The following is a 21,015-nucleotide window of genomic DNA, read 5'->3' as shown; positions in this document are numbered from 1 at the left end:
TTTATTCTGTTGGGAAAATATCAACGTGCGCTTGCTCACGCATTTCTTGCTGCCAGTTGAAACTTTCTTCTTTAAATTTACGATTAAACAGTAGCTGATGTGCGCGGTTGCGCTTAGCTTGTTCAGTTTTATCTGCTACACGCTTGTCAAGAAGCTGTACAATGTGCCAACCGAATTGAGTTCTGAATGGCTCACTGATTTCATTTTTATCTAGAGAAAGCAAAGTATTTTTGAATTCTGGTACATAAGTACTTGGATCAGTCCAATCATATTCACCACCTTTCAATGCTGAACCTGGATCTTCAGAGTATTCTTTAGCAAGTTCGCCAAAATCTGCTTTGCCTTCACGTAGATCTTTAGCAAAGCCTTTTAGCATGTCACGGGCTTTTTCTTCACTTAAAATTATTGATGGTTTAATTAGAATATGGCGTGAACGAACTTCAGTCGTTTCAACTACTTGGCGGCCACGAACATCTTGCACTTTGATAATGTGGAAACCTGCACCTGAACGTAGAGGGCCAACGATATCGTCTTTTTTATGGCCTTTTACCGCTTCAGCAAACAGCGATGGCATTTCGTTGATACCCATCCAACCTAGCTGACCACCTTCAAGTGCTTTTGAGCCACTTGAAGATGAAATAGCGATACGCTTAAACTCTTTGCCTTCTTTTAAAAACTCGATAACCTTTTCTGCTCGAGTTTTAGCACTCGCGATTTCATCTGCTGACGCATCACTAGGAATATCAATCAAGATGTGACCGATATCGTATTCTTCGGCACTTTTGCCTTGGGTTTCCATGATTTTTAGAAGGTTATCGATTTCTTGCGGGCTGATATAAATACGACGGTCAACGTTCGCACGCATGACTTGTTGCGTGGTGATTTCTTTACGAATTTCTTCACGGTAAGCTGTATAGCTTTCACCTGCTGCTTCGATAGTACGGCGTAAATCCGCAATTGTACCGCCTTGCTCACGAGCCATGTTTTCTAGTGTTTGGTCTAACTGAGAGTCAGAGATCTCTAAACCCATTCGCTCAGCAAGTTGCATCATCAGAGTTTGGTTTACTAAACGCTCAATAGCTTGAATTCGAAGCGTGTCATCAGACGGTAACTCTTGACCTTGCTCTGCTGCTTGAGTTTTTACACGGTTGATAATGGTGTCGACTTCACTTTGTAGAATAACACCTTGGTTAACAACACCAACGACTTTGTCAATTTCGACAGGTGTTGCGAAAACGCTTTGGCATAGGCCAACTGTTAATAATGCAGATGCTAATAATTTTTTTAAATTCATACTTTTTCTAATACTCTTGCTAATAGTACTGCGGTACTAGTTATTAAGAAAATACGGTCTACGATAGCCAAAAATACCTTGTTGTAATAATTTTTGTGCATCATAACGGCTTTTACTTCCAAGCCCTTTTAATACGATATTGAAGCCAATACTGGTATCAAAAGTTGCTTGTTCTTGACCAATCGCCTGGTTCAAATCTGTTTCGATTTGACGACGGCCTGTGATTTGAAACGCCCAACAGCAGGATTCATACTGAAGACCGCTGAAAACTTCAATACTACGACCGCTTTCTAAATCGCGGTGGTAGCTACCAACAAACTGCCAATCTTGCGATAGCGGAATGCTTGTAAATAAACCAATTTGCTCGATTGTATTGCCTGAGACATCATTTGCATAGCGATGGTTCAATTGCACGAGCTGTTTATCGTCACCTTTATAATCTAAGGTGATATTTGATTGAATAATATCTTTGCCGTCAGTGTCGTACTGAATCCCACCTGATAAATACCAGCGACGGTGCCAATGTAACATGGTTTGCGCTGCGAACAAGGCATTGTAGTTAGTATCAACATTAATGCCTTGTGTTGTAGGTTTTGCGTCATTACTTAAATAAAAGATTTGTCCGGCACTAAAGTTAAATACTTCTTCGTTTTCATTGCTAAATAAGCGGGTTGTCGCACCTAACGTAAATTGGTTCGCAGTGGCAATACGGTCGATGCTTGAGAATCGACGGTCTCTAAATAAACCAAAAAAGTCGTCTTGTAATTTTGTTGTATCGTAAAGGCCAATGTTTGATTGGTCTTTATTAGGGGTGTACAAATACTGAATTTGTGGTTCAAGTGTTTGAATACCATCTTTAAAGAAAAATCCAGTATCACGTTCAAAATTTAATTGGCTGTATAAACGCACTTTTGGCAGGGTACGCGTGACCTTTTCGTCGTAGTCGGTTCCTGTTAAATCACCATGCTGGTTATATTCTGTATGCAGTAAACTGAATTCAGATAAAAATGACCATGCATATTCTTGGTAACCAAAGCTTGCTTTCGGTTCGATATGAACACGACTTGCTTCATCAATGACTGCGTTATCATTAGTGAAATAGCTAAGCTCACCATCAAGGGTTAAATCAACGCCATAAAAATCATACGCATCAGTTTGCGAAAAGCTAATTTGTGGCAGTGCCGCGTATGACTCGCGGTGATCACCAAGTACTTCAAAACTTTGCAACTTGATATTGGTACGCCAAGTGTCACCTAAATGAGTTAGTGAACCTGTGCGGTATAACTGAGTATCTGTGCGAGTCGCATAACCAGAATTTAAATCAGTTAAGTAGTTATCATCACTAACGTTAGTAATATCTATATTACCGCGCCAGTTTTCACCAAAGTAGCTTTGCTGCTGCCAATGGAATAGATAACGCGAGTCAACATTTGGTTCTTCATCATCTTTATCTAAGTATTCAACAGCAATAAGACCGTTGTTTTGCTCCGTTAAATAACGAAATTCACTAATAATCTGTAAACCGCGCTTTGACATATAGCGAGGCGTAATGGTGGCGTCGTAATTAGGTGCAATATTCCAGTAATACGGTGTGATGGTTTCAATACCGTAGCGGCCTGAACTTGAGAAGTTAGGTGTTAATAAGCCTGATTTACGGCGGTCATCTAATGGAAACGTAAAATAGGGAATATAAAGAACCGGCGTATCAAATACCCGTAATACGGTATTGTGGGTTTCGCCCCAACCATCTTCACTGGATAGATCAATTTCGTCAGCTTCAATTGCCCACACCGGTGTTTCGCCCGGGCAGGTAGTAAAGCTTGCGTTCATCAGGTTTAAGCCAGACTCGTTTACTGTTAGTTTTTCTGCGCCACCATGACCAAGTTGGTCGGTGAGCTTATAATCAGCACCAAGCAAGCTTAATTCAGAATTATTTAAATCCGCATTGAGCCCAGAACTATTAATTTGGCTTACTTTATCGCGATAAACGATAGGGCCGGTTGCATTAAGTAACCCACGTTGTTTGTCAATCAGTGCACTTTGTGCGGACAAATTCATCGTTAGGGTGTTAATATCTACATTACCGGTAAATTCTGCGCTTTGGGTACCCAATAGTTCAATATCATCTGATTTGATATCGATCATATTAAGTTCAAGGCCAGGGAGCGGTTGCCAAGCTCTGGTTTGCATTGAAGTGCCACAAAGATTGTGTGTCAGTTCAGTTTCGGCGAACGATGGTGCGCTAAGTACGCTTAGCATCATTATGCCCCAGGTTTTGCTCATTTAATGACCTTAATGCTCTTTGGTTGGATATAAGCTAGACATAATAAAGGAAAACAATGGCAAATACAGTAATTGACTTAGTGAAAAATAGATATCTTACTAAATGAATCGTTATAAAAGTTTACAGCAGTTTTTAAATCCTCATTTTAAAGAGGATGAATATCAATTAGCCGCCATCACTGGGGATGCGAGCTTTCGCCGTTATTTCCGCGTAAATACAAGTGAACAGAGCTATATCGTCATGGACTCAGACCCCAATAAATTAGATAACACGCCTTATATAGAACTCAATAAAGTGTTTTCTCAACATGGCTTTAAATTACCAAAAATTCTTCAAGCAGATGAAAAGCAAGGTTTCTTCTTATTGAGTGATTTAGGCAATACTCATTTGGCCGATTTACTGGGCGACGAAGACCGCACTTTACACTACAAACATTTAATAAAGTTAAGTGCACAATGGGCGCAAATCCCACCTGCCCAACATATGAAAGTATTTGATGGTGAGTTTTTACAGTTTGAACTGAGCATTTTTAGAGATTGGTTAGTTGATAACTTTATTGGTGAGCAACTTTCTGTTGATGAACAGCAAATGTGGCAACAGGCTTGTGAGCTATTAGTTAATAATGCCCTTGAACAACCGATTGTTACGGTTCACCGAGACTTCCATAGCCGCAATATTATGCGCACAGGACAGCAATGGGCGATCATTGATTATCAAGATGCCGTACAAGGGCCAGTGTGTTATGACCTTGTTTCGTTATTAAGAGATTGCTATTTTAAGTTGCCAGAGCAAGAGCTCGATTACCTTTTACATTACGCTTATGACGAATTTTGCGAGCAAAAGCTTTTGCAAGACATCTCATTTACGATGTTTAAACGTTGGTTTGATTTAACTGGCGTGCAGCGTCATTTAAAAGCGGCAGGTATATTTTGCCGTTTGAAATTGCGTGACGGTAAGTCTGGCTATTTGAGTAATGTACTGCCAACCCTTACATACATCAGTAATGTCAGTAAAGAATACCCAGAGTTAACAGCCCTTGGCCAGTGGATAGAGCAGATAATTATTCCACAGACTAAGCAGCGTTTAACAAAAGAGATGAAATGAAAGCAATGATCCTAGCGGCAGGGCGCGGTAAGCGCATGATGCCGCTAACAGAAACGATGCCAAAGCCGATGCTAAAGATTAACGGCAAGCCATTATTAGAGCATCATATTAATAACTTACGCCAAGCAGGCATTACCGATATTGTCATTAACCTTGCTTGGCAAGGTGACAAAATAACAGAGTATTTTGCTGATGGTTCGCAGTTTGGTGTATCGATCACTTACAGCCAAGAGCAGGCTGGGGGTCTTGAAACCGCCGGTGGTATTATTCAAGCATTGCCGTTATTGGGTGAGCAATTTATTGTCATCAATGGTGATGTGTTTACTGATTACGATGTTACTTCGTTGATGCAGCTTCATCTGCAAGTAGGGGAGGCGCATATTGTCCTTGTTGAAAATCCTGCTCATAATCCTGATGGTGATTTTGCTCTAAGTCATCTAAGCCCAGATAGTCAAAAGTATACTTTTTCGGGTATAAGTCGCTATCATGTTGATTTTTTTGAAGGTCTCAGCGCAGGTATTCGTCCACTTGGGCCCATTTTGAGAGAAAAACTCACAGAGCATCAAGTTTCTACTGAGCTTTATTTAGGTCAGTGGGATGACATTGGCACGCCTGCCAGACTCGATGAAATAAATCAGCGTTTCACTTTGTAATAACAACAGAGGTTTGCCAAATTATGTGGGGAAAAGTACTCGGTTTTTGTTTTGGCTTTATGTTTGGCAAGTTTATTGGTGCCCTACTAGGTTTATACCTAGGCCATATGTTCGATCGCAGTTTAAAACAAGACTTTGATAAAGCAGGTGGTTTTTCTGGTTTGTTTAAAGGCGATGACATTAACGAACGCCAAGCTCTTTTCTTTTCAAGCTGTTTTGCGGTAATGGGGCATATTGCCAAATCGAATGGTCGCGTTAGTGAAACTCATATTCGTGCTGCAAGTTTGTTTATGGACGAAATGGGCCTATCGGGCGATGAGCGCCGTGAAGCTCAAGATGCCTTTCGTAGCGGTAAAGAAACGGATTTTTCATTAAAAGAAACCGTTCATGACTTTAAGGAGCGCTTTGCCCGACGTCATGATTTATTGCAATTATTCCTCGAAATACAAATTCAAATGGCCTTTTCTGATGGCCACCTTGCAGAGCAAGAAAAGCAGCTCTTGCAAGAGGTGAGTAAGCAGCTTGGTATTTCGCGCACTCAGTTCGGATTTTTATTAAAGCGCTACCAAGCCGAATTTGCGTTTCGCCAGCAACAACAGCGCTTTTATGAGCAGCAACGTCAACAAAGCCAGCAAAATCGCAGCAGTCATAGTGAACATAGAGGGCACAGTGTGCCACCCAATAATGGTATGAATCGCGCGCAAGCTTTGGCTCTTTTAGGCTTAAACAATGATGCTTCTGCGCGAGATATTAAAGTAGCCTATCGCAAACTCATGGCTCAGCATCACCCCGATAAGCTGGTATCGCAAGGTTTACCAAAACATATGATGGAAGTGGCAGTAAAGAAAAGCCAAGATATTCAAGCAGCCTATGAGTATTTAAAAAAGGCGGCGTAGGAAGCCATCAACTTCTTTGAGCAGCCTCTCGTGCTGCTCAGGCTCAGAAGGCACACCAAATAACTCTCTTTGTCGGTAGTCATATTTTGCGTGTTTTCTTACCCAGCGTTTCCTGTCTTTTACGCTTTGCAGCGTGTCAGGGTTACCCTCACTATAGAAAATATCTAATAACGGTGGGCTGATGGTCGATAGCGTAGCATTGAGATGCTGGTTACGAATACTGTTGGGTAAATAACTCCCTAAGCTAATAAAGGCGTTAAGTTCGTTATTTGGAAAGCTAGCATAGTGCTCAATTAATAGCCCCGCACTGGCACCTTGAGCCACAACAACTATGTTGCCGCCCTCATCCATTGCACTGTTATACAAGGCATTGAACCTGGCTATTAACTTTAACTTGTAATCATCAAGCACAGCTTCACTAATATTGGGTGCACCTGTAACAAAATGAGGCGCTTGTTGTGCTTGGGCTGGCGTGGCAGGAGCAGTTTGTTCATCGCTTTGCGTAGTTGACTCTTCAGCGTCTTCAGAGCTCTCAGATGGCTCAGGCATTGCCATGTCAGCAGGGTGCCAATCAATGTCTGGCATAGTCATGGCAAGAGTTGCATAGCCAATTTCATTTAACTGTTTACGTAAAAAGTTAATGCCAGCATTGTTTGTTGGTAAGTGCTGCCAATCGGGAATAATGAGCACAATTCCACGTTGACTTGCAGCCATCGATTGACGATATAAGCTGATAAACTCATCTTCACCAGCAAGCAGGGGACGCACTTCGTCAGTTGGTAAAAAACGTTGAATATCATTTGTGACCAAGCTTGACCAAGGCGTCGGTTTGATAAAGTCGGCTGCATTCACGCTGCTAATCAACGCAAAACAGGCTGCGTAAACTAAGCGATGTGAGGATTTTAAATTCATGCCGATATTACCTGAGTCATTAATTAAATCAGTGATTAACTAGGTTATCGGCAGTGTTTATTAAATATTTAGCGAATTGTCTTAAAACTCAGGAGCAGCTTCAAAAATCAGTGTTTCACCGCTGGCTGGGTGAGCTAAGGTTAGCATTTCGGCATGCAGTTGTAAGCGAGGAGCCATGGCGAATGCCTCGGGGTGAGCATACAACTTATCGCCTAAAATAGGGTGACCCAATGACAGCATATGCACACGCAGTTGGTGAGAACGCCCTGTAATTGGGGTCAGCTCAACACGAGTTGCATTACCTTCATATTCAAGCACTTTAAAATGGGTTAATGACGGTTTGCCATTGTCGTGATCAACCATTTGCTTTGGTCGGTTCGGCCAATCACAAATAAGTGGTAAATCTACCGATCCAGTTTCTTGCTCAAGCTTACCAAATACACGAGCAATGTAGCGTTTCGCGGTTTTTCTATCTTGAAACTGAATGCTTAAATTACGATGCGCTTCTTTGTGCATAGCTAAACAAATAATGCCAGAGGTAGCCATATCAAGGCGGTGAACAATTTTCGCCGTTGGAAAAACGCGATTAATGCGAGCAATAAGGCAGTCAGCGTGTTTTGGGTCTTTTCCCGGCACAGTAAGTAAACCACTTGGTTTATTCACAATAAGTAAGTCATCATCTTGATAAACAATACTTAAATAAGGTGTCATTGGGGGATTATAATTGAGTAACACAGCCAGCCTCGATGATATGCAAGGGCGCTATTTTAAAGGAGTATGAGCGCATACACAATGCCAGTGCTGGTTTTTGAGTAGTAGCTAAGATACAGTAAATTAAGGTATGGAGTTTAAAGAAAAGGACAAATGAATGTTTCGCCTTGGTTTAATTCGCTGTAAGCCTTGTACACGTTGTGGCTTAGAAGTGAATGATCTTGAGCCAGAGTGTCCGCATTGTAAAGGCTTTTCAGACCTACAAGCAGTATATTTGAAGCAAGCTTACAAAGACGATTTAATACAAAGAAATAAAAGCTTAGCTAAGTTATTTTGTAAGCTAGCGGCAGTGGCCGTAATTATTACCCTTGTGGTGTTTTTTGTATAAAAAAACGCGATGTGAAAGCACATCGCGTTTGTAGTTTTGAGTTTAGCGCTTCAACGTTAGTGCGAAACGACAATTAAACGAATTGCATCAAGTTTAACTTGGGCTTTTTCGATGTAAGTAGTGAGTTCGCTACGCTGCTTATCAAAGAAGCTCAGCTCTTCATCACGAATATTCGGATTGATTTGCTTAAGTGCTGTTAAGCGAGCTTGCTCTTCACCAAGGGCGGTTTGCATTTTCTCTAGTGATTCAGCACGCAGTGTTTCTAGCTTTGTTTGTGCCATACCTTGTGCGCTGGTGATCATTGGGTGAATGGCACTTTGTAGCGCGCTGGCTAATTTACTTGCAGTTTGGCGACCAACCGCAGACAACTGCTGATTGAAAGCATCAAAAGCAACATTATCAGCCAGATTGTTACTGCCCTTATCTAATAAGATACGAATAGGCGTTGGTGGTAAGAAGCGGCCAACCTGAAGTGCTTTAGGCGCCATCGCCTCAGCAATGAAAATGAGCTCTACAAAGAAGGTACCAGCAGGTAGCTTTTTGTTTTTCAGTAACGCCACAGAGGCAGTACCAAAGTCATCATCACAAATCATGTCTAAGCTGCCTTGCACCATTGGGTGGTCCCAGCTGATGAAATGGGCGTCTTCTTGCGAAAGCGAGGTGCTGCGATCAAACGTTACTGTGATGCCATCATCTTTTAAACATGGGAAAGATGGATTTAGCATGTGCTCAGTTGGTTTTAAGATAATGGTATTTTCACCTTTATCTTCTTGGCTTACACCAAAAGTATCGAACACATTGATCATGTAACTTGGTAGTGTAAATTGATCGTCTAACTCTTCGATATCTGCAACAAGACTTTCTGCTCGGCCTTGGCCACTTGAATGCAGCTCTAGTAAGCGGTCACGACCACTTTCCATTTGCTTACGAAGCTTGGCATTTTGACCTGCCACTTGTTCTAGCAGTGGGTCTAGCTCTTCTTCATCGCAATTGTGTGCACCAATAAACTCAAGTAGTTCTTCGCCATACTCTTTATACAGCATTTGCCCTGTTGTCGATGTTGTTTCAAACGCATCTAAGCCTTCGTTGTACCAACGTAATAACACTTCCTGTGCGGTGTTTTCAAAATACGGCACATGAATGTTTACGTCTTGAGTTTGACCAATACGGTCAAGACGACCAATGCGTTGCTCAAGTAAGTCAGGGTTGAGCGGTAAATCAAACAATACTAAGTGATGCGAGAATTGGAAGTTACGACCTTCAGAGCCAATTTCAGAGCAAAGTAGAATTTGTGCGCTGTCGTACTCGTCGGCAAAGTAAGCGGCTGCACGGTCACGTTCAACAATCGACATACCTTCGTGGAAAACAGAGGCTTTAATCGCTTCACGCTCACGTAGAATCTGTTCTAGGCTAAGTGCGGTTTCGGCTTTAGCACAGATAAGCAGTACTTTTTCGTGTTTAAGGGTTTTTAACGTTTCGATTAACCAATCAACACGTGGGTCAAATGCGCCCCAGCTAGCATTTTCACCTTCAAACTCTTGGAAGATCTTTTCAGGAAATAAAGCTCGAAGGGCTGTTAGCTCAGCATTTTGAATGCCGCCCATGTTACCCAGTACCGACATCGCCGTTTTATATTGTTTAGGCATTGCCATAGGGTATGCATGAAGCTTACGGCTTGGGTACCCATCAATACCGCTACGGCTATTTCTAAATAAAATGCGACCCGTACCATGGCGGTCTAACAACATTGATAAAATTTCGTTGCGCGCCGTTTCATCACCTTTCTCTGCTTCGGCTAAAAGATCAGTGATATCGGTTTCTTTTAATAGCTCTTTTAATGTTGCACGAGACGCATCATCAAGGCCTTTTTCACCGAGTAATTGGTTGGCTGCTTCGGCAACCTCTTTGTAGTTACTTTCTTCTTCAACAAACGCATCGTAGTCGTAGAAACGATCTGGGTCGAGTAATTGCAGGCGTGCGAAGTGGCTGCGATGGCCTAGTTGATCCGGCGTTGCAGTTAATAAGATAAGGCCTGGAATGTCTTGGCTTAACTCCGCTATACGTTGGTATTCAGTGCTTGGTTTACCATTATTGATACTTAAATGGTGTGCTTCATCAACAACCAGTAAATCCCAATCAGCCAGAGTTGCTTGCTCAAACCAGCGTTTTTTCTTACTTAAAAATTCAAGGCTAGTAAGTACTAACTGTTCTGTTTCAAATACGTTTGGTGAGTCAGCAAAGGCTTCATCGCAACGCTCTTCATCAAAAATAGAAAAATGTAAGTTAAAGCGGCGTAGCATTTCTACTAACCACTGATGTTGAAGGTTTTCAGGCACAACAATCAGTACGCGACTAGCGCGGCCACTGATGATTTGTTGATGTAAAATCATACCTGCTTCAATGGTTTTACCTAAACCCACTTCATCAGAAAGTAATACGCGTGGCGCAAAACGTTTACCGACTTCTTGTGCGATATAAAGCTGATGCGGAATAAGGTTTGCTCGCTGACCAATTAAACCTTTTAAAGGTGATTGTTGGCGCTCAAACTGATGCTGCCAAGTTTGGTAACGTAGAGTGTAGCGGTCAAAGCGGTCCACTTGACCTGCAAATAAACGGTCTTGTGGTTTATTGAATTTGATAAAGTGATCTAAAAAAGTTTCTTTTAACTGTGCTTTTTCACCGTTATCAACGCGTGTGCCATGATAGCATAGTAACTCGCCTTGCTCTTCAACTGACTCAACTTCTAATTCCCACTCTTCAACGCTGCGAATAACATCACCTGGATTAAATGCGACACGAGTAACAGGTGCTTCTGTTAAAGAATAAACTCTGTTTTCTCCACTGGCTGGAAATAAAATGCTGACCTGGCGGCCTTCAAGGGCAACTACGGTGCCTAATCCTAAATCTGACTCAGTATCACTGATCCAACGCTGACCTAAGGAAAAATTCATGTATGTCTCGTCTATGAAGAAAAAAGGCGGCTATGTTACCTGTAACGCCATGCTACTTCAAGGCAGTAAACTCGCCGCACACAATTAAATTTAGTCAACCTTTTTAAGTCATTATTAAAGGTAAAAATTGTATGTATTCTAACCGGTTAAATAATTATATATTTGTTTGTCATAAAAAGGACTTTTGTCGTAAATAGACTAAACTGAGTATATACCTGACGAATAAACCATAGCTTCATCCGCCGCTTGTTTAGTTTATTGGGTATAGCATAAAAATCATAAAACGTAAGGAAAGTGCTATGGAAAAAGCTTCGAACCTTGATAGTAAAATGTATGTGCTTGATACCAATGTGTTACTCCACGAACCCCTCGCTTATTTATCTTTCCAAGAACACGATGTTGTTATCCCCATGACAGTATTAGAAGAGCTCGACCACATTAAAGATAGAAAACATGACGTTAGCCGTGACGCCCGTGTTGCTATTCGTGGTTTAGATGAAGTGCTAAAGGACGCTTCGCCAGAGCAAATGTTGCAGGGTGTCGCGCTCCCTAGTAACAAAAAGGCTAAAACAGATTCTCGTGGCCGCTTAATTATCGTTAATGACCATTTATTTGCAGACAGTATTTCAGGTTTACCAGGCAACGAAAATGACCACCGAATTATCAATTGTGCTGTGCATTTACAAAAGCAACATAGCGACAGCAAAGTGGTGCTTGTAACTAAAGACATCAATATGCGCCTCAAAGCGAAAGGGGCCGGGCTTAAATTTGTTGAAGATTACAGAACTGACCAATTAATTGATGACATAGCGTTGCTTACTAGTGGCTATAAAAAAATTGAAGGTGACTTTTGGCAACATGTTGGTGAGTGCGAAACAGAACAACAAGGCCGTGATACCTATCACCATGTTGCAAAAAGCACGATTAGCGATGTGTTCTGTAATGAATACATACTCGATGAAAGCGACCACTTTGCGGCTCGAGTAACAAGCTACGATGATAAACAAATTACTTTAAAAGATATCAGTGTTGAACGTTTGATGAGTCATACTGCTTGGGGCGTTAAACCAAAGAATGTGTATCAAGGAATGGCACTTGATGCACTGCTTGACCCAAGTATTGAACTAGTGATCTTAACCGGCCCCGCTGGTTGTGGTAAAACCTTACTCGCGCTTGCCAGCGCCCTTGAAATGATTATAGAAAAAGGCATTTACGATAAAGTTATTGTTACCCGTAATACTCCTGAAATTGCTGAATCAATCGGCTTTTTACCAGGCACGGAAGAAGAGAAAATGGCGCCTTGGTTGGCTGCGATCACCGATACCTTAGAGGTACTACATAAAGGCGATGAAAACCCAATTTCGAGTCGCAATTACATTATGGAAAAAGCCAACGTACAGTTTAAATCAGTAAACTTTATGCGTGGTCGCAGCATTCAAAATGCCGTTGTTATTTTACAACCCCGAATTGGGGGTATTTTAAAGTTTTTACCCCCTTGTTTTTATTGGCCTGTAGAAAAAGTAAAAAGAATTTCCAAAAAAATTGATTACCTTAGCTACTCTGAGCAGTCTCTCAACAATAAACCTTTACTCAAAATTTGTAATTTACAAGAAAAGTACAACACAAAGCCTAGCAACGATTCAATCTTTTGGGAGGCTGCGTAATGAAAAGCTCTATTGATAATCGAAATCCTCGTGTACTAGACACATCTGCATTAGTACATGATCCAAAATCTATTTTTAGCTACAAAGATGATATTTACATCTGTCTAACTGTCCTTGAAGAGCTTGATAACCTGAAAGAAAGAACTAATAAATCGGTAAGTGCCGATGCCCGTATGTGCATTAGAATGCTTGAAGACATTATAAATGGACATACAGCCGAGGAAATGGAAATAGGTATTCCTTTACCATCTACCGAAACAGCCCAGAGAGGAAAGCTTTTCATTGGAATTGACACTCAATTGGATCTGGCTAAGGAGTTAAAGCACGGGATAGGAAGTGATGCTGATAACAGAATAATTAATTATGCTTTATATCTTCAAAAAGAACTCAATAAAGACGTAATAATTGTTAGCCGTGACATTAATATGCGCTTGAAAGCTCGAACCGTAGGGGTCATGGCAGAAGACGTTGCCGTAGATAATCAAATATCAGATATTGATCTTTTATACACAGGGGTACAAGCCTTTAAAGGAGATCTTTTTGATCGAATTAAATCAGACAAAGACTTCAAGGTTTCAGGAGAAGTTTATACTTTCCCAATAAGTCTATTTAATGATGAAGTTCAGCCAAACATGTATTGGTACGATGAAGCTGGACACATTGGGCGAATTTCAGAAGTAACAGATACTGAGGTATTCACAAAGCTATTGCCTCGTAAACAAGAAAAAGTATGGGGCATTTTGCCTAAAAATCAGCGTCAGTCGGTAGCTTTAAGCCAATTAACAGACCCTTACTATGATTTAAATATCATCCTTGGTCCTGCTGGCTCCGGAAAAACTTTTTTGGCAGTTGCTTCGGCGCTGCATCAAGTATTGGAGTTGAAAAAGTACAAAAAAATCGTTGTGGTGCGCTCCAGAGACTTTATGGACGACGATCCGGGATTCTTACCGGGGGATTTAACTGAAAAATCAATGCCTCTTCTGGCAGGTATTACTGACGCATTAATTTCGATGCACTCGGATGATAATCATGAAGGAAATGTCTACGCTACAGTCGAGCATGTGATTGAAAAAGCCAATATAGAATTTACTAGCATGGCTTATTTTCGTGGCCGTTCAATAGACGATGCTGTTTTAATCATTGATGAAGCTCAAAACATGACTAGAGCGCAAATCAAGGGCATGTTAAGCCGTGGTGGGAAAAATTGTCGGACAATCGTATTGGGCAACCTAGCCCAGATTGACGATAAGTTTGTAACACCTGCTTCTTCTGGTGCAAGTGCGGCTGTTAATGTGTTTCGTCATTATGAAAAAGGATCAGTGCTGATTTTTGATGAAGTAGAGCGTAGTAGCTTGGCTGAATTCACTGAAAAGAATATGTAGGCATCAAACTACCATTCACATTTCCTTATAATATTGCGACAATGGCCACTGCTTTTTGCAGTGGCTTTTCAGAGAAGCCCGTTCCCACGAAAACAGGACGAAATGGATTTACTCTGAACTAAAAGATTAAATATTCACATAAAAACTGAGTGACATAGGTGCGTGGCCTAGCGTTGCCGTTTTTTGGTGTATTGATGTCTTTTAAAAAAGAAGACCTGCTAGTAAATATAAAAAGGCAGGCAAAACGATTATCTAAATTATTAACTATTCCCCTTGGACAAGCCCAAGAAGGGGCAGCTATTTGTCTATATGGCTGTGACAGTTACAGCGATTTACTAGTAAAAATAAAAGCTGAATCCTTTGACAACCCAATGATAGCACTGTCTGCACTCTCACCAAACTCGGAAATATTTTTAGTAAAAATATTAGCTAGCCACCTAGATAGCATTATTGGAAATTTTGAAAAAAAATTTCCCGGCTCCAATATAAATGAAGAGATGGTCGTATCCTTGTTTGGGCTTAGCTTTTCAGAGTTCAAACTCAAAATATCTACCTAAAGTTGTACAAATACGTAAGTTGTCATTTTGTTTTTTGGCGATATTATAATAAGAAGGCTGAACGGACAGCCTACGCCTACACATGTTTTTCGCCTTGAAAAACGTGAACAGTGAAGCGGAGCATCCGTAAAAATTTGGTTATTTGAACAATAAATAAAGCAATGTGTTGGTAGGCCATTGTTTATTGGAAAGTTGTTTGGAGAACTAAGTGATCTCACTTTATCAATTAAAGAATAAGCTCAATAAACAAGCAAAAGAGTTTGCTGAGTTATTAGAGTTTCCTGATCTTTACGCCCAAGGCCTGTGGGCTAGAGGTGTTTATAACTGCCCTCATTTTTCTGATACCCATAAATATCTCTCTGAAGTATTTGAAAAGAAAAAGCTGGACTCAATTCTAAAGCACGATTCCCTGAAATATTTAATGATCAACGAATACGATGATCAAGAAATTATTGAATCGCTTCATAAAGAAATTGAGTCAATGGCAAACCGTATTGAAAGCCTGATGCTGGTAGATATCGAAACATTAGAGTTAGTTTCAGTGATATACCAAGTTTTAGGGTTGCCTGAAAATGCCAAGTTTATTGTAAATACAGGTGCAGACTTCCGCTTAGAGTGGCGACCATACTTTGATGCCTTTGATGATCCGTTGATAGTTCAATATGCAGATTTAAAAGTTCATGGTTGTTATTTCAGGCTAATCGCTTGCAAGTTTCCGTTTGAAAAGCTTTCCTTGGATGACATTAGAAAATACATGTACATCAATCATGTAAACCATAATGGTGAGTTTGAAGGCTGTATTTCTGAAGGAAATACATTTTCTAAGCATGTGCACTGGCTGGTGTTGACACTTGAATTATTCAGTAGCGGCAAAGTAAATAAGGCTCAGTTCAATCCAACAACCTTCAAAATCGAAGGTATGCGCTATTTGGTATATGGCTTCCCATTGATTCCTTCCTTTGTATCTGATTGGCACAAACCTGATTTATGTCTACGAGTCAAAAATCTAGATGGCGATCAGAAGTTCATTGTTCGTATCGAACAGCAAGATCTTGTTTTTTATGCGAGGCGCGTTGATACCAACTTTTTTAACACAATCGATTATGAAAAATACATTTCGTTGTATCAATCTAGTGTTCTGTCACATTTTGATGCTGACAACAATTTGCTTAAAGTTGATGGGGTTAAATATCTAAGTTTTTTTCGTCCTTTTTCTGTAGAAGATATGAAAGGAGTTCAAGCATGAGACCTAGAGTAAAACTAACCAACGCAAAACTTATCTCAATTCAATCTGATACAGAGGAAAAAGTTGAACGGGTGCTTTACGGCACATTTGCTGACGAAAATGAAAATGGTAAAGAAGGAGATGCTTTATTCACGATAAAGGTTTTGGAAATCAATGGTCTAGAAAGTAAGTGCTTTGGTGTTGACTTTTATATCTTAGATGCTGAATCTAAAGAGTTTGATGTAAATGCATTTGAGTTTAATTTAATGCATGAGTGTATGTATTCTCCTAATGAGTTATTAGAGCTGCGAGATATGCTCCCGGCTAGTTATTAGTAAGGGAATACGTTGGATAGAATATATTTAAAGGATGCCTACATAGTATCTGTTTACGACTATAAAGAATTTGAAAAAATATTTCTTGGCGAGTTTTTATCAGGGGGGGTTATTGAAGATGAAACATTCAGGTTTCGGCCATTTCAGCAAATCGTGACTTCAAAGATTGTTAGCAAATCTGCTGATGAGGATAAGTTAGAAATATACACACATAGTGGGAGTTGTTATGTGATTGATGCTGACCATAAGTTAATTGATATTTCATTTGTTGAACTGGTTGTTATGAGAGCAGGAGCTTATTCGGCAGATCGAGTTTTAGAAATGAGAGAGCAACTTAAGTCTCAAAATAAAAGCCATTGAATAGCGAAGATAAGAAGTCTGATGAGATTATTATTTGTCACTTACCTCTTTGAAAAATTTGACGATAATCAAATATTCATAAATGTTTATACAGCATCAATTGACTTAGTCAAAAATTTGCATTAGTATTAGAGATGTATATTTGTAAGAGAATTTTATGTCTAAAGCATTTTCAAAAGTCTTAGTAATGACGCTTATGCTGGTTGCCTTTGTAGGGCAAGCATTTGCGTATTCTGCTATGCCTTGCGAAATGTCATCAGGTTCTCACGAATCACACATGAACATGAACATGGATCATGGTGATATGAATAAAAGCAGTAATGGTCAATCAGAAGATTGTTGTGACGTTGAATGTATTTGTCCTGCAAATGCTTGCTCATCTACGACAGTCCTAAATTCCAGTATTGATTCGACAGATATTCAAATATTCAGTGAATCTGTAGCTGCTCTGCAATCTAAACAACCTCATTCAATTTCCACTTCCCTTTATCGTCCACCAATTTTTGCCTAATACAGGATTAGTGCGTCCAAATTTCTCGCACATGTAATTAATTTTTCTGTTAGTCAATATAGCGTCGTAGCGCTATAGATATTTTCCAGCGATGTCTGGGGGCAAAAATGATCAATAAGTATTTAAAAATAGCAGTAGTAATGCTGCTTTCACCTGCGTTTGCAAACGCCAACGAACATAACCATGCACACAATAACGACGTAACACCTTTGGAGTTAATCGTTTATAAAACCCCTACTTGTGGGTGTTGTAAAAAATGGATAACTCATATTGAAGACAAAGGGATCGTTGCGCATTCCAAAGATTTCCGAAACATCGGCAACATCAAAACTAAGTATGGTATCAAACCTAATTACCGTTCATGCCACACGGCAGTGAGTAGAAATGGATTTGCCTTTGAAGGTCATATACCTGCTAAATTTATTCAGCAGTTCTTATCAGAAGAACATCCCAATGCGATTGGGCTTTCAGTTCCAGCAATGCCAGTTGGCTCTCCCGGTATGGAAGTCGATGACCGCTTTATGCCATACAACGTGTTAATTCTATTTAAAGATGGAACGAGCAAAGTCTATGCAAAAGTTAAGACATACGAGGAGCAATTCTAATGAAATTGAACTCTTCAAACCTTACTTCACTTTCAACTGCATTAATACTCGGCTTATCTGTATTCTCAGCTCAAGCTGAGAAAGTAGTGTCGCTTGAACAAGCTATCACCTTAGCTCAGCAAAATGATCCTTGGCTTCATGGTAGCCGATTGAAACAAAGTGCAGTTGAAAATAGAAGTATTGCTTCAGGTACTTTGCCTGATCCGAAAGTATCGCTAGGGATAATGAATTTACCAACAGATACTTGGGATTTAGATCAGGAAGGAATGACTCAGCTAAAGGTTGGCGTCTCTCAAATGTTTCCGAGAGGCGACAGTCTAGAGATCAAGAAAGACCAGTTACAAATTGAGTCCACGAAATTTCCACTGTTACGAGAGGATCGTAAAGCTAAGTTGAAAAGCCAAGTGTCACAACTTTGGTTAGATGCTTACTTAGCCCAACAAACTATTAAATTGATTGAAGATGATTGGTCTCTCTTTGAGCAGATGGCGGAAGTGGCTAAAGCTAGCTATTCAAACGTTGTTGGTAAAACTAGACAGCAAGATGTTATTCGTGCTCAGTTGGAAATCGTGCAGTTAGATGACAGATTAACTTCGCAAAAGCAGAAACTAGAAACGACAATCGCTCGTCTCAATGAGTGGCTTCATATTTACGATGCGGATCGTTTGAATGAATCATTCAACTTTGACGCGCAACCATTAGAGTTTAGCGTCTCAAAAGAATTGCCTTCGATTCAATTGAATAATCCAACAGTCCTAAAAGCATCTAATTACTCAAGAAATCTATTGGCTCAGGAGCTTTCGAATCACCCAGCCATACTTGCGATTGATATAAAACGCAAAGCTTCAGAAAAAGGAATTGAGTTAGCCAAACAGCAATATGAGCCGCAATGGGGTGTTAATGCTAGTTATGCCTATCGCGACAATATGCCCTCTGGTGATAGCCGAGCTGATTTATTTTCTGTTGGGGTAACGTTTGATTTACCCTTGTTTACCGAGAACAGACAAGATAAGCAAGTTGCAGCTTCTATTGCAGATTCAGAGACTATTAAAACCGAGAAACTATTACTGACAAAGCAAATGATCAGTGTTTTAGAAAAAGAACTAAGACAGCTTAAACGCTTATCAGATAGACAATCTATCTATCAAGAACAACTCCTTAAACAAACTCATGACCAAGCAGAAGCGTCATTGACAGCCTACACAAATGATGATGGCGATTTTGCCGAAGTTGTTCGAGCAAGAATTGCCGAATTAAATACCAGAATATCAGCTTTAAGAATTGATGTTGACGCACTTAAAACAGTTGCTCGTATCAACTATTTCTTTGCGCATTCTCAATCTAACTCAAATGCTGAACATAAGTCGATGCAAACTTCACACAAAACTAATCAGCACTTATCCAGTCAGCAATTTGGAGAAAAATAATGTCAACGAATACAAAAACAATTATTGCCATCATCATTGGGGCAGCACTTGGTGCTGGAGCATTGAGTTTATATCAAGGTACTGGCTCAAACAGTAATAGTAATGAAGCAACATCAGGAGAAAAAAAGCCTCTGTATTGGGTTGCACCGATGGATTCTAATTACCGCCGGGACAAGCCCGGTAAGTCGCCTATGGGGATGGATCTAATTCCAGTGTATGAGGAAGGATCATCTGGTGATGACTTTGGCCCCGGAGCAGTAAAAATTGCGCCTCATGTAGTGAATAACCTTGGGGTTCGCACTGCACCTGTTGAACTGAAAAATATGCATACTGAAATCTCAACGGTAGGTTATGTTCAATATGATGAAGATAAGCTAATTCATATCCACCCACGGGTTGATGGCTGGATTGATAAACTTTACATCAAAGCAGCAGGTAACCCTGTAGAGAAAGGGCAGCCTCTTTATACACTATATTCTCCTCAGTTAGTTAATGCTCAGGAAGAGCTGTTAATAGCGTTAAAGCGCAACAATAGTTCTTTAATTTCAGCAGCCAAAGATCGCCTAAAAGCGTTACAGCTTTCAGCAGACTTTGTTCAAAAGCTAGAAAAGACACGAAAGGTTCAGCAAACAATTACCTTTTATTCACCACAAGCAGGTGTTGTCGATGGTTTGAAGGTTAGAGAAGGTTTTTATGTAAAGCCGGGAAACACCTTATTAAGCATTGGCCAGCTAGATCAAGTTTGGGTTGAAGCAGAAGTGTTTGAACGTGACGCAGCCTTAATTAAAAAAGGACTTCCTGTATCAATGACACTGGATTATTTACCCGGTGAGGACTGGGCTGGTGTCGTTGATTATGTTTATCCAACATTGAACAGTAAAACACGCACACTCCGAGTGAGATTGAAATTTGATAACACAGACTATCAATTAAAACCAAATATGTTTGCACAAGTCTCTATTCACGCTAATCAAGCTGATAGCACCATCCTCGTGCCTAAAGAAGCCGTTATTAGAACAGGTAAACAGGACAGAGTAGTACTTGCGTTAGGTGATGGGCAATTTAAATCTATTGAAGTGACTATTGGCCGGGTTGATATCGACAGCATCGAAATATTAGACGGCTTAAATGAAGATGACGTTGTGGTGACATCTGCCCAATTCTTGATTGATTCTGAATCAAGTAAAAGCTCTGACTTTAAACGAATGACTCATGATGAAGTGCCTAACTCTGTTTGGATGCAAGGGGATGTTAATAGTGTTATGGCAGGGCACCGCATGGTTAATATTTCACATGGCCCTGCTGAAGCTTGGGATTGGCCTGAAATGGTTATGGATTTTACTGTGGCTGAAAAAGTCGATATTGACTCATTAAAGTCAGGTCAATCTTTGCACTTTGAAGTGAGCAAAACCGAAGACGGTGGATATGAAATTACTGGAATTCATATCATGAGTGAGCCTGAAGTATCATCAGCAACAGTATCTGGTTTGATTAATGCGATTGATATTGATACACGGATTCTAAATATTAGCAGAGGCCCAATAGAGAAATGGGATAGACCTGCTGCGACGATGGATTTTATCGTCGCGGACAATATAGAAATGGTTGATTTCAATGTCGGTGATAATGTCACTTTCACTTTTGAGGTTAGAGATGACTTAGTTATCACTGACATTTCTCTTGAATCAGATGAACAACACGGCAAGGAAAATAAAGCTGCTGTTGATCATTCTAATCATTAAGTGGGAGAAAAATA

Annotated in this window: 19 protein-coding genes; 14 read left to right on the top strand and 5 right to left on the bottom strand. The window is 40.3% G+C overall.

All coding sequences use genetic code 11. The features are described 5' to 3' along the window. Position 1: 1 nt before the first annotated feature. Together surA and lptD are read right to left on the bottom strand one after the other, a co-directional pair. The gene (gene surA, locus EVU92_RS01175; protein WP_130049682.1) at positions 2 to 1,294 is read right to left on the bottom strand and encodes a peptidylprolyl isomerase SurA; all 1,293 of its coding nucleotides are present in this window, start codon (positions 1,292 to 1,294) and stop codon (positions 2 to 4) included. A 36-nt stretch (positions 1,295 to 1,330) separates the two neighbouring features. Continuing rightward, positions 1,331 to 3,577: an LPS assembly protein LptD gene (gene lptD / locus EVU92_RS01170; protein WP_130049681.1), complete on the bottom strand. Its 2,247-nt coding sequence runs from the start codon at positions 3,575 to 3,577 to the stop codon at positions 1,331 to 1,333. A gap of 103 nt (positions 3,578 to 3,680) precedes the next feature. Here lptD and EVU92_RS01165 point away from each other — a divergent pair, with 103 nt between their 5' ends. Genes EVU92_RS01165 through djlA form a run of 3 tightly spaced genes read left to right on the top strand, consistent with a single transcriptional unit; the run spans position 3,681 to position 6,231 of the window. After that, positions 3,681 to 4,682, top strand: a complete 1,002-nt coding sequence (locus EVU92_RS01165; RefSeq protein WP_130049680.1) for a phosphotransferase — start codon at positions 3,681 to 3,683, stop codon at positions 4,680 to 4,682. After that, positions 4,679 to 5,335, top strand: a complete 657-nt coding sequence (murU, locus tag EVU92_RS01160; protein ID WP_130049679.1) for an N-acetylmuramate alpha-1-phosphate uridylyltransferase MurU — start codon at positions 4,679 to 4,681, stop codon at positions 5,333 to 5,335. The genes EVU92_RS01165 and murU overlap by 4 nt, the downstream gene beginning before the upstream one ends. Before the next feature lie 23 nt (positions 5,336 to 5,358). Further along, a complete protein-coding gene (gene djlA, locus EVU92_RS01155; RefSeq protein ID WP_130049678.1) occupies positions 5,359 to 6,231 on the top strand; it encodes a co-chaperone DjlA in 873 nt (290 codons plus the stop codon). On the opposite strand, the gene EVU92_RS01150 is transcribed toward djlA, so the two are convergent. Together EVU92_RS01150 and rluA are read right to left on the bottom strand one after the other, a co-directional pair. Beyond that, complete coding sequence (locus EVU92_RS01150) at positions 6,214 to 7,143, bottom strand: DUF3530 family protein (RefSeq protein WP_130049677.1); 930 nt, start codon at positions 7,141 to 7,143, stop codon at positions 6,214 to 6,216. The two genes, djlA and EVU92_RS01150, sit on opposite strands and share 18 nt — an antisense overlap. A gap of 81 nt (positions 7,144 to 7,224) precedes the next feature. Further along, positions 7,225 to 7,878 carry a bifunctional tRNA pseudouridine(32) synthase/23S rRNA pseudouridine(746) synthase RluA gene (gene rluA, locus EVU92_RS01145; protein ID WP_130049676.1) on the bottom strand — a complete coding sequence of 218 codons (654 nt, stop codon included), beginning with the start codon at positions 7,876 to 7,878 and terminating at the stop codon, positions 7,225 to 7,227. Between the two features lie 133 nt (positions 7,879 to 8,011). Between rluA and EVU92_RS01140 the strand changes: the two genes are divergently transcribed. Beyond that, the gene (locus EVU92_RS01140) at positions 8,012 to 8,242 is read left to right on the top strand and encodes a hypothetical protein (protein WP_130049675.1); all 231 of its coding nucleotides are present in this window, start codon (positions 8,012 to 8,014) and stop codon (positions 8,240 to 8,242) included. Between the two features lie 56 nt (positions 8,243 to 8,298). Here EVU92_RS01140 and rapA read toward each other — a convergent pair whose 3' ends face one another. Then, positions 8,299 to 11,193, bottom strand: coding sequence for an RNA polymerase-associated protein RapA (gene rapA, locus EVU92_RS01135; protein ID WP_130049674.1), 2,895 nt, complete (start codon positions 11,191 to 11,193; stop codon positions 8,299 to 8,301). A 299-nt stretch (positions 11,194 to 11,492) separates the two neighbouring features. Here rapA and EVU92_RS01130 point away from each other — a divergent pair, with 299 nt between their 5' ends. From EVU92_RS01130 to EVU92_RS01085, 10 genes are all read left to right on the top strand, one after another. Continuing rightward, positions 11,493 to 12,857: a PIN domain-containing protein gene (locus tag EVU92_RS01130; RefSeq protein WP_130049673.1), complete on the top strand. Its 1,365-nt coding sequence runs from the start codon at positions 11,493 to 11,495 to the stop codon at positions 12,855 to 12,857. Beyond that, the gene (locus EVU92_RS01125) at positions 12,857 to 14,239 is read left to right on the top strand and encodes a PhoH family protein (protein ID WP_062566157.1); all 1,383 of its coding nucleotides are present in this window, start codon (positions 12,857 to 12,859) and stop codon (positions 14,237 to 14,239) included. The genes EVU92_RS01130 and EVU92_RS01125 overlap by 1 nt, the downstream gene beginning before the upstream one ends. Before the next feature lie 194 nt (positions 14,240 to 14,433). Then, positions 14,434 to 14,796: a hypothetical protein gene (locus EVU92_RS01120; protein ID WP_062566156.1), complete on the top strand. Its 363-nt coding sequence runs from the start codon at positions 14,434 to 14,436 to the stop codon at positions 14,794 to 14,796. Between the two features lie 208 nt (positions 14,797 to 15,004). After that, the gene (locus tag EVU92_RS01115) at positions 15,005 to 16,042 is read left to right on the top strand and encodes a hypothetical protein (protein ID WP_013465892.1); all 1,038 of its coding nucleotides are present in this window, start codon (positions 15,005 to 15,007) and stop codon (positions 16,040 to 16,042) included. Continuing rightward, on the top strand, positions 16,039 to 16,356 hold the full coding sequence (locus EVU92_RS01110) for a hypothetical protein (RefSeq protein WP_008109627.1): 318 nt from the start codon (positions 16,039 to 16,041) through the stop codon (positions 16,354 to 16,356). Before EVU92_RS01115 ends, EVU92_RS01110 begins: the two co-directional genes overlap by 4 nt. A gap of 12 nt (positions 16,357 to 16,368) precedes the next feature. Continuing rightward, positions 16,369 to 16,716, top strand: a complete 348-nt coding sequence (locus EVU92_RS01105; RefSeq protein WP_016899198.1) for a hypothetical protein — start codon at positions 16,369 to 16,371, stop codon at positions 16,714 to 16,716. A 157-nt stretch (positions 16,717 to 16,873) separates the two neighbouring features. Further along, a complete protein-coding gene (locus tag EVU92_RS01100) occupies positions 16,874 to 17,227 on the top strand; it encodes a hypothetical protein (protein WP_130049672.1) in 354 nt (117 codons plus the stop codon). A 107-nt stretch (positions 17,228 to 17,334) separates the two neighbouring features. Continuing rightward, a complete protein-coding gene (locus EVU92_RS01095; RefSeq protein WP_004589252.1) occupies positions 17,335 to 17,832 on the top strand; it encodes a DUF411 domain-containing protein in 498 nt (165 codons plus the stop codon). Beyond that, on the top strand, positions 17,832 to 19,259 hold the full coding sequence (locus EVU92_RS01090) for a TolC family protein (protein WP_004589253.1): 1,428 nt from the start codon (positions 17,832 to 17,834) through the stop codon (positions 19,257 to 19,259). Before EVU92_RS01095 ends, EVU92_RS01090 begins: the two co-directional genes overlap by 1 nt. After that, positions 19,259 to 21,001 carry an efflux RND transporter periplasmic adaptor subunit gene (locus EVU92_RS01085; protein WP_004589254.1) on the top strand — a complete coding sequence of 581 codons (1,743 nt, stop codon included), beginning with the start codon at positions 19,259 to 19,261 and terminating at the stop codon, positions 20,999 to 21,001. Before EVU92_RS01090 ends, EVU92_RS01085 begins: the two co-directional genes overlap by 1 nt. Positions 21,002 to 21,015 lie beyond the last annotated feature (14 nt).

This window comes from Pseudoalteromonas sp. MEBiC 03485, from assembly GCF_004195145.1.
Taxonomy (GTDB): Bacteria; Pseudomonadota; Gammaproteobacteria; order Enterobacterales; family Alteromonadaceae; genus Pseudoalteromonas; species Pseudoalteromonas apostichopi.
The sequence above is the reverse complement of the archived record's forward strand: the minus strand, read 5'-3'. Positions and strand labels throughout refer to the sequence as shown.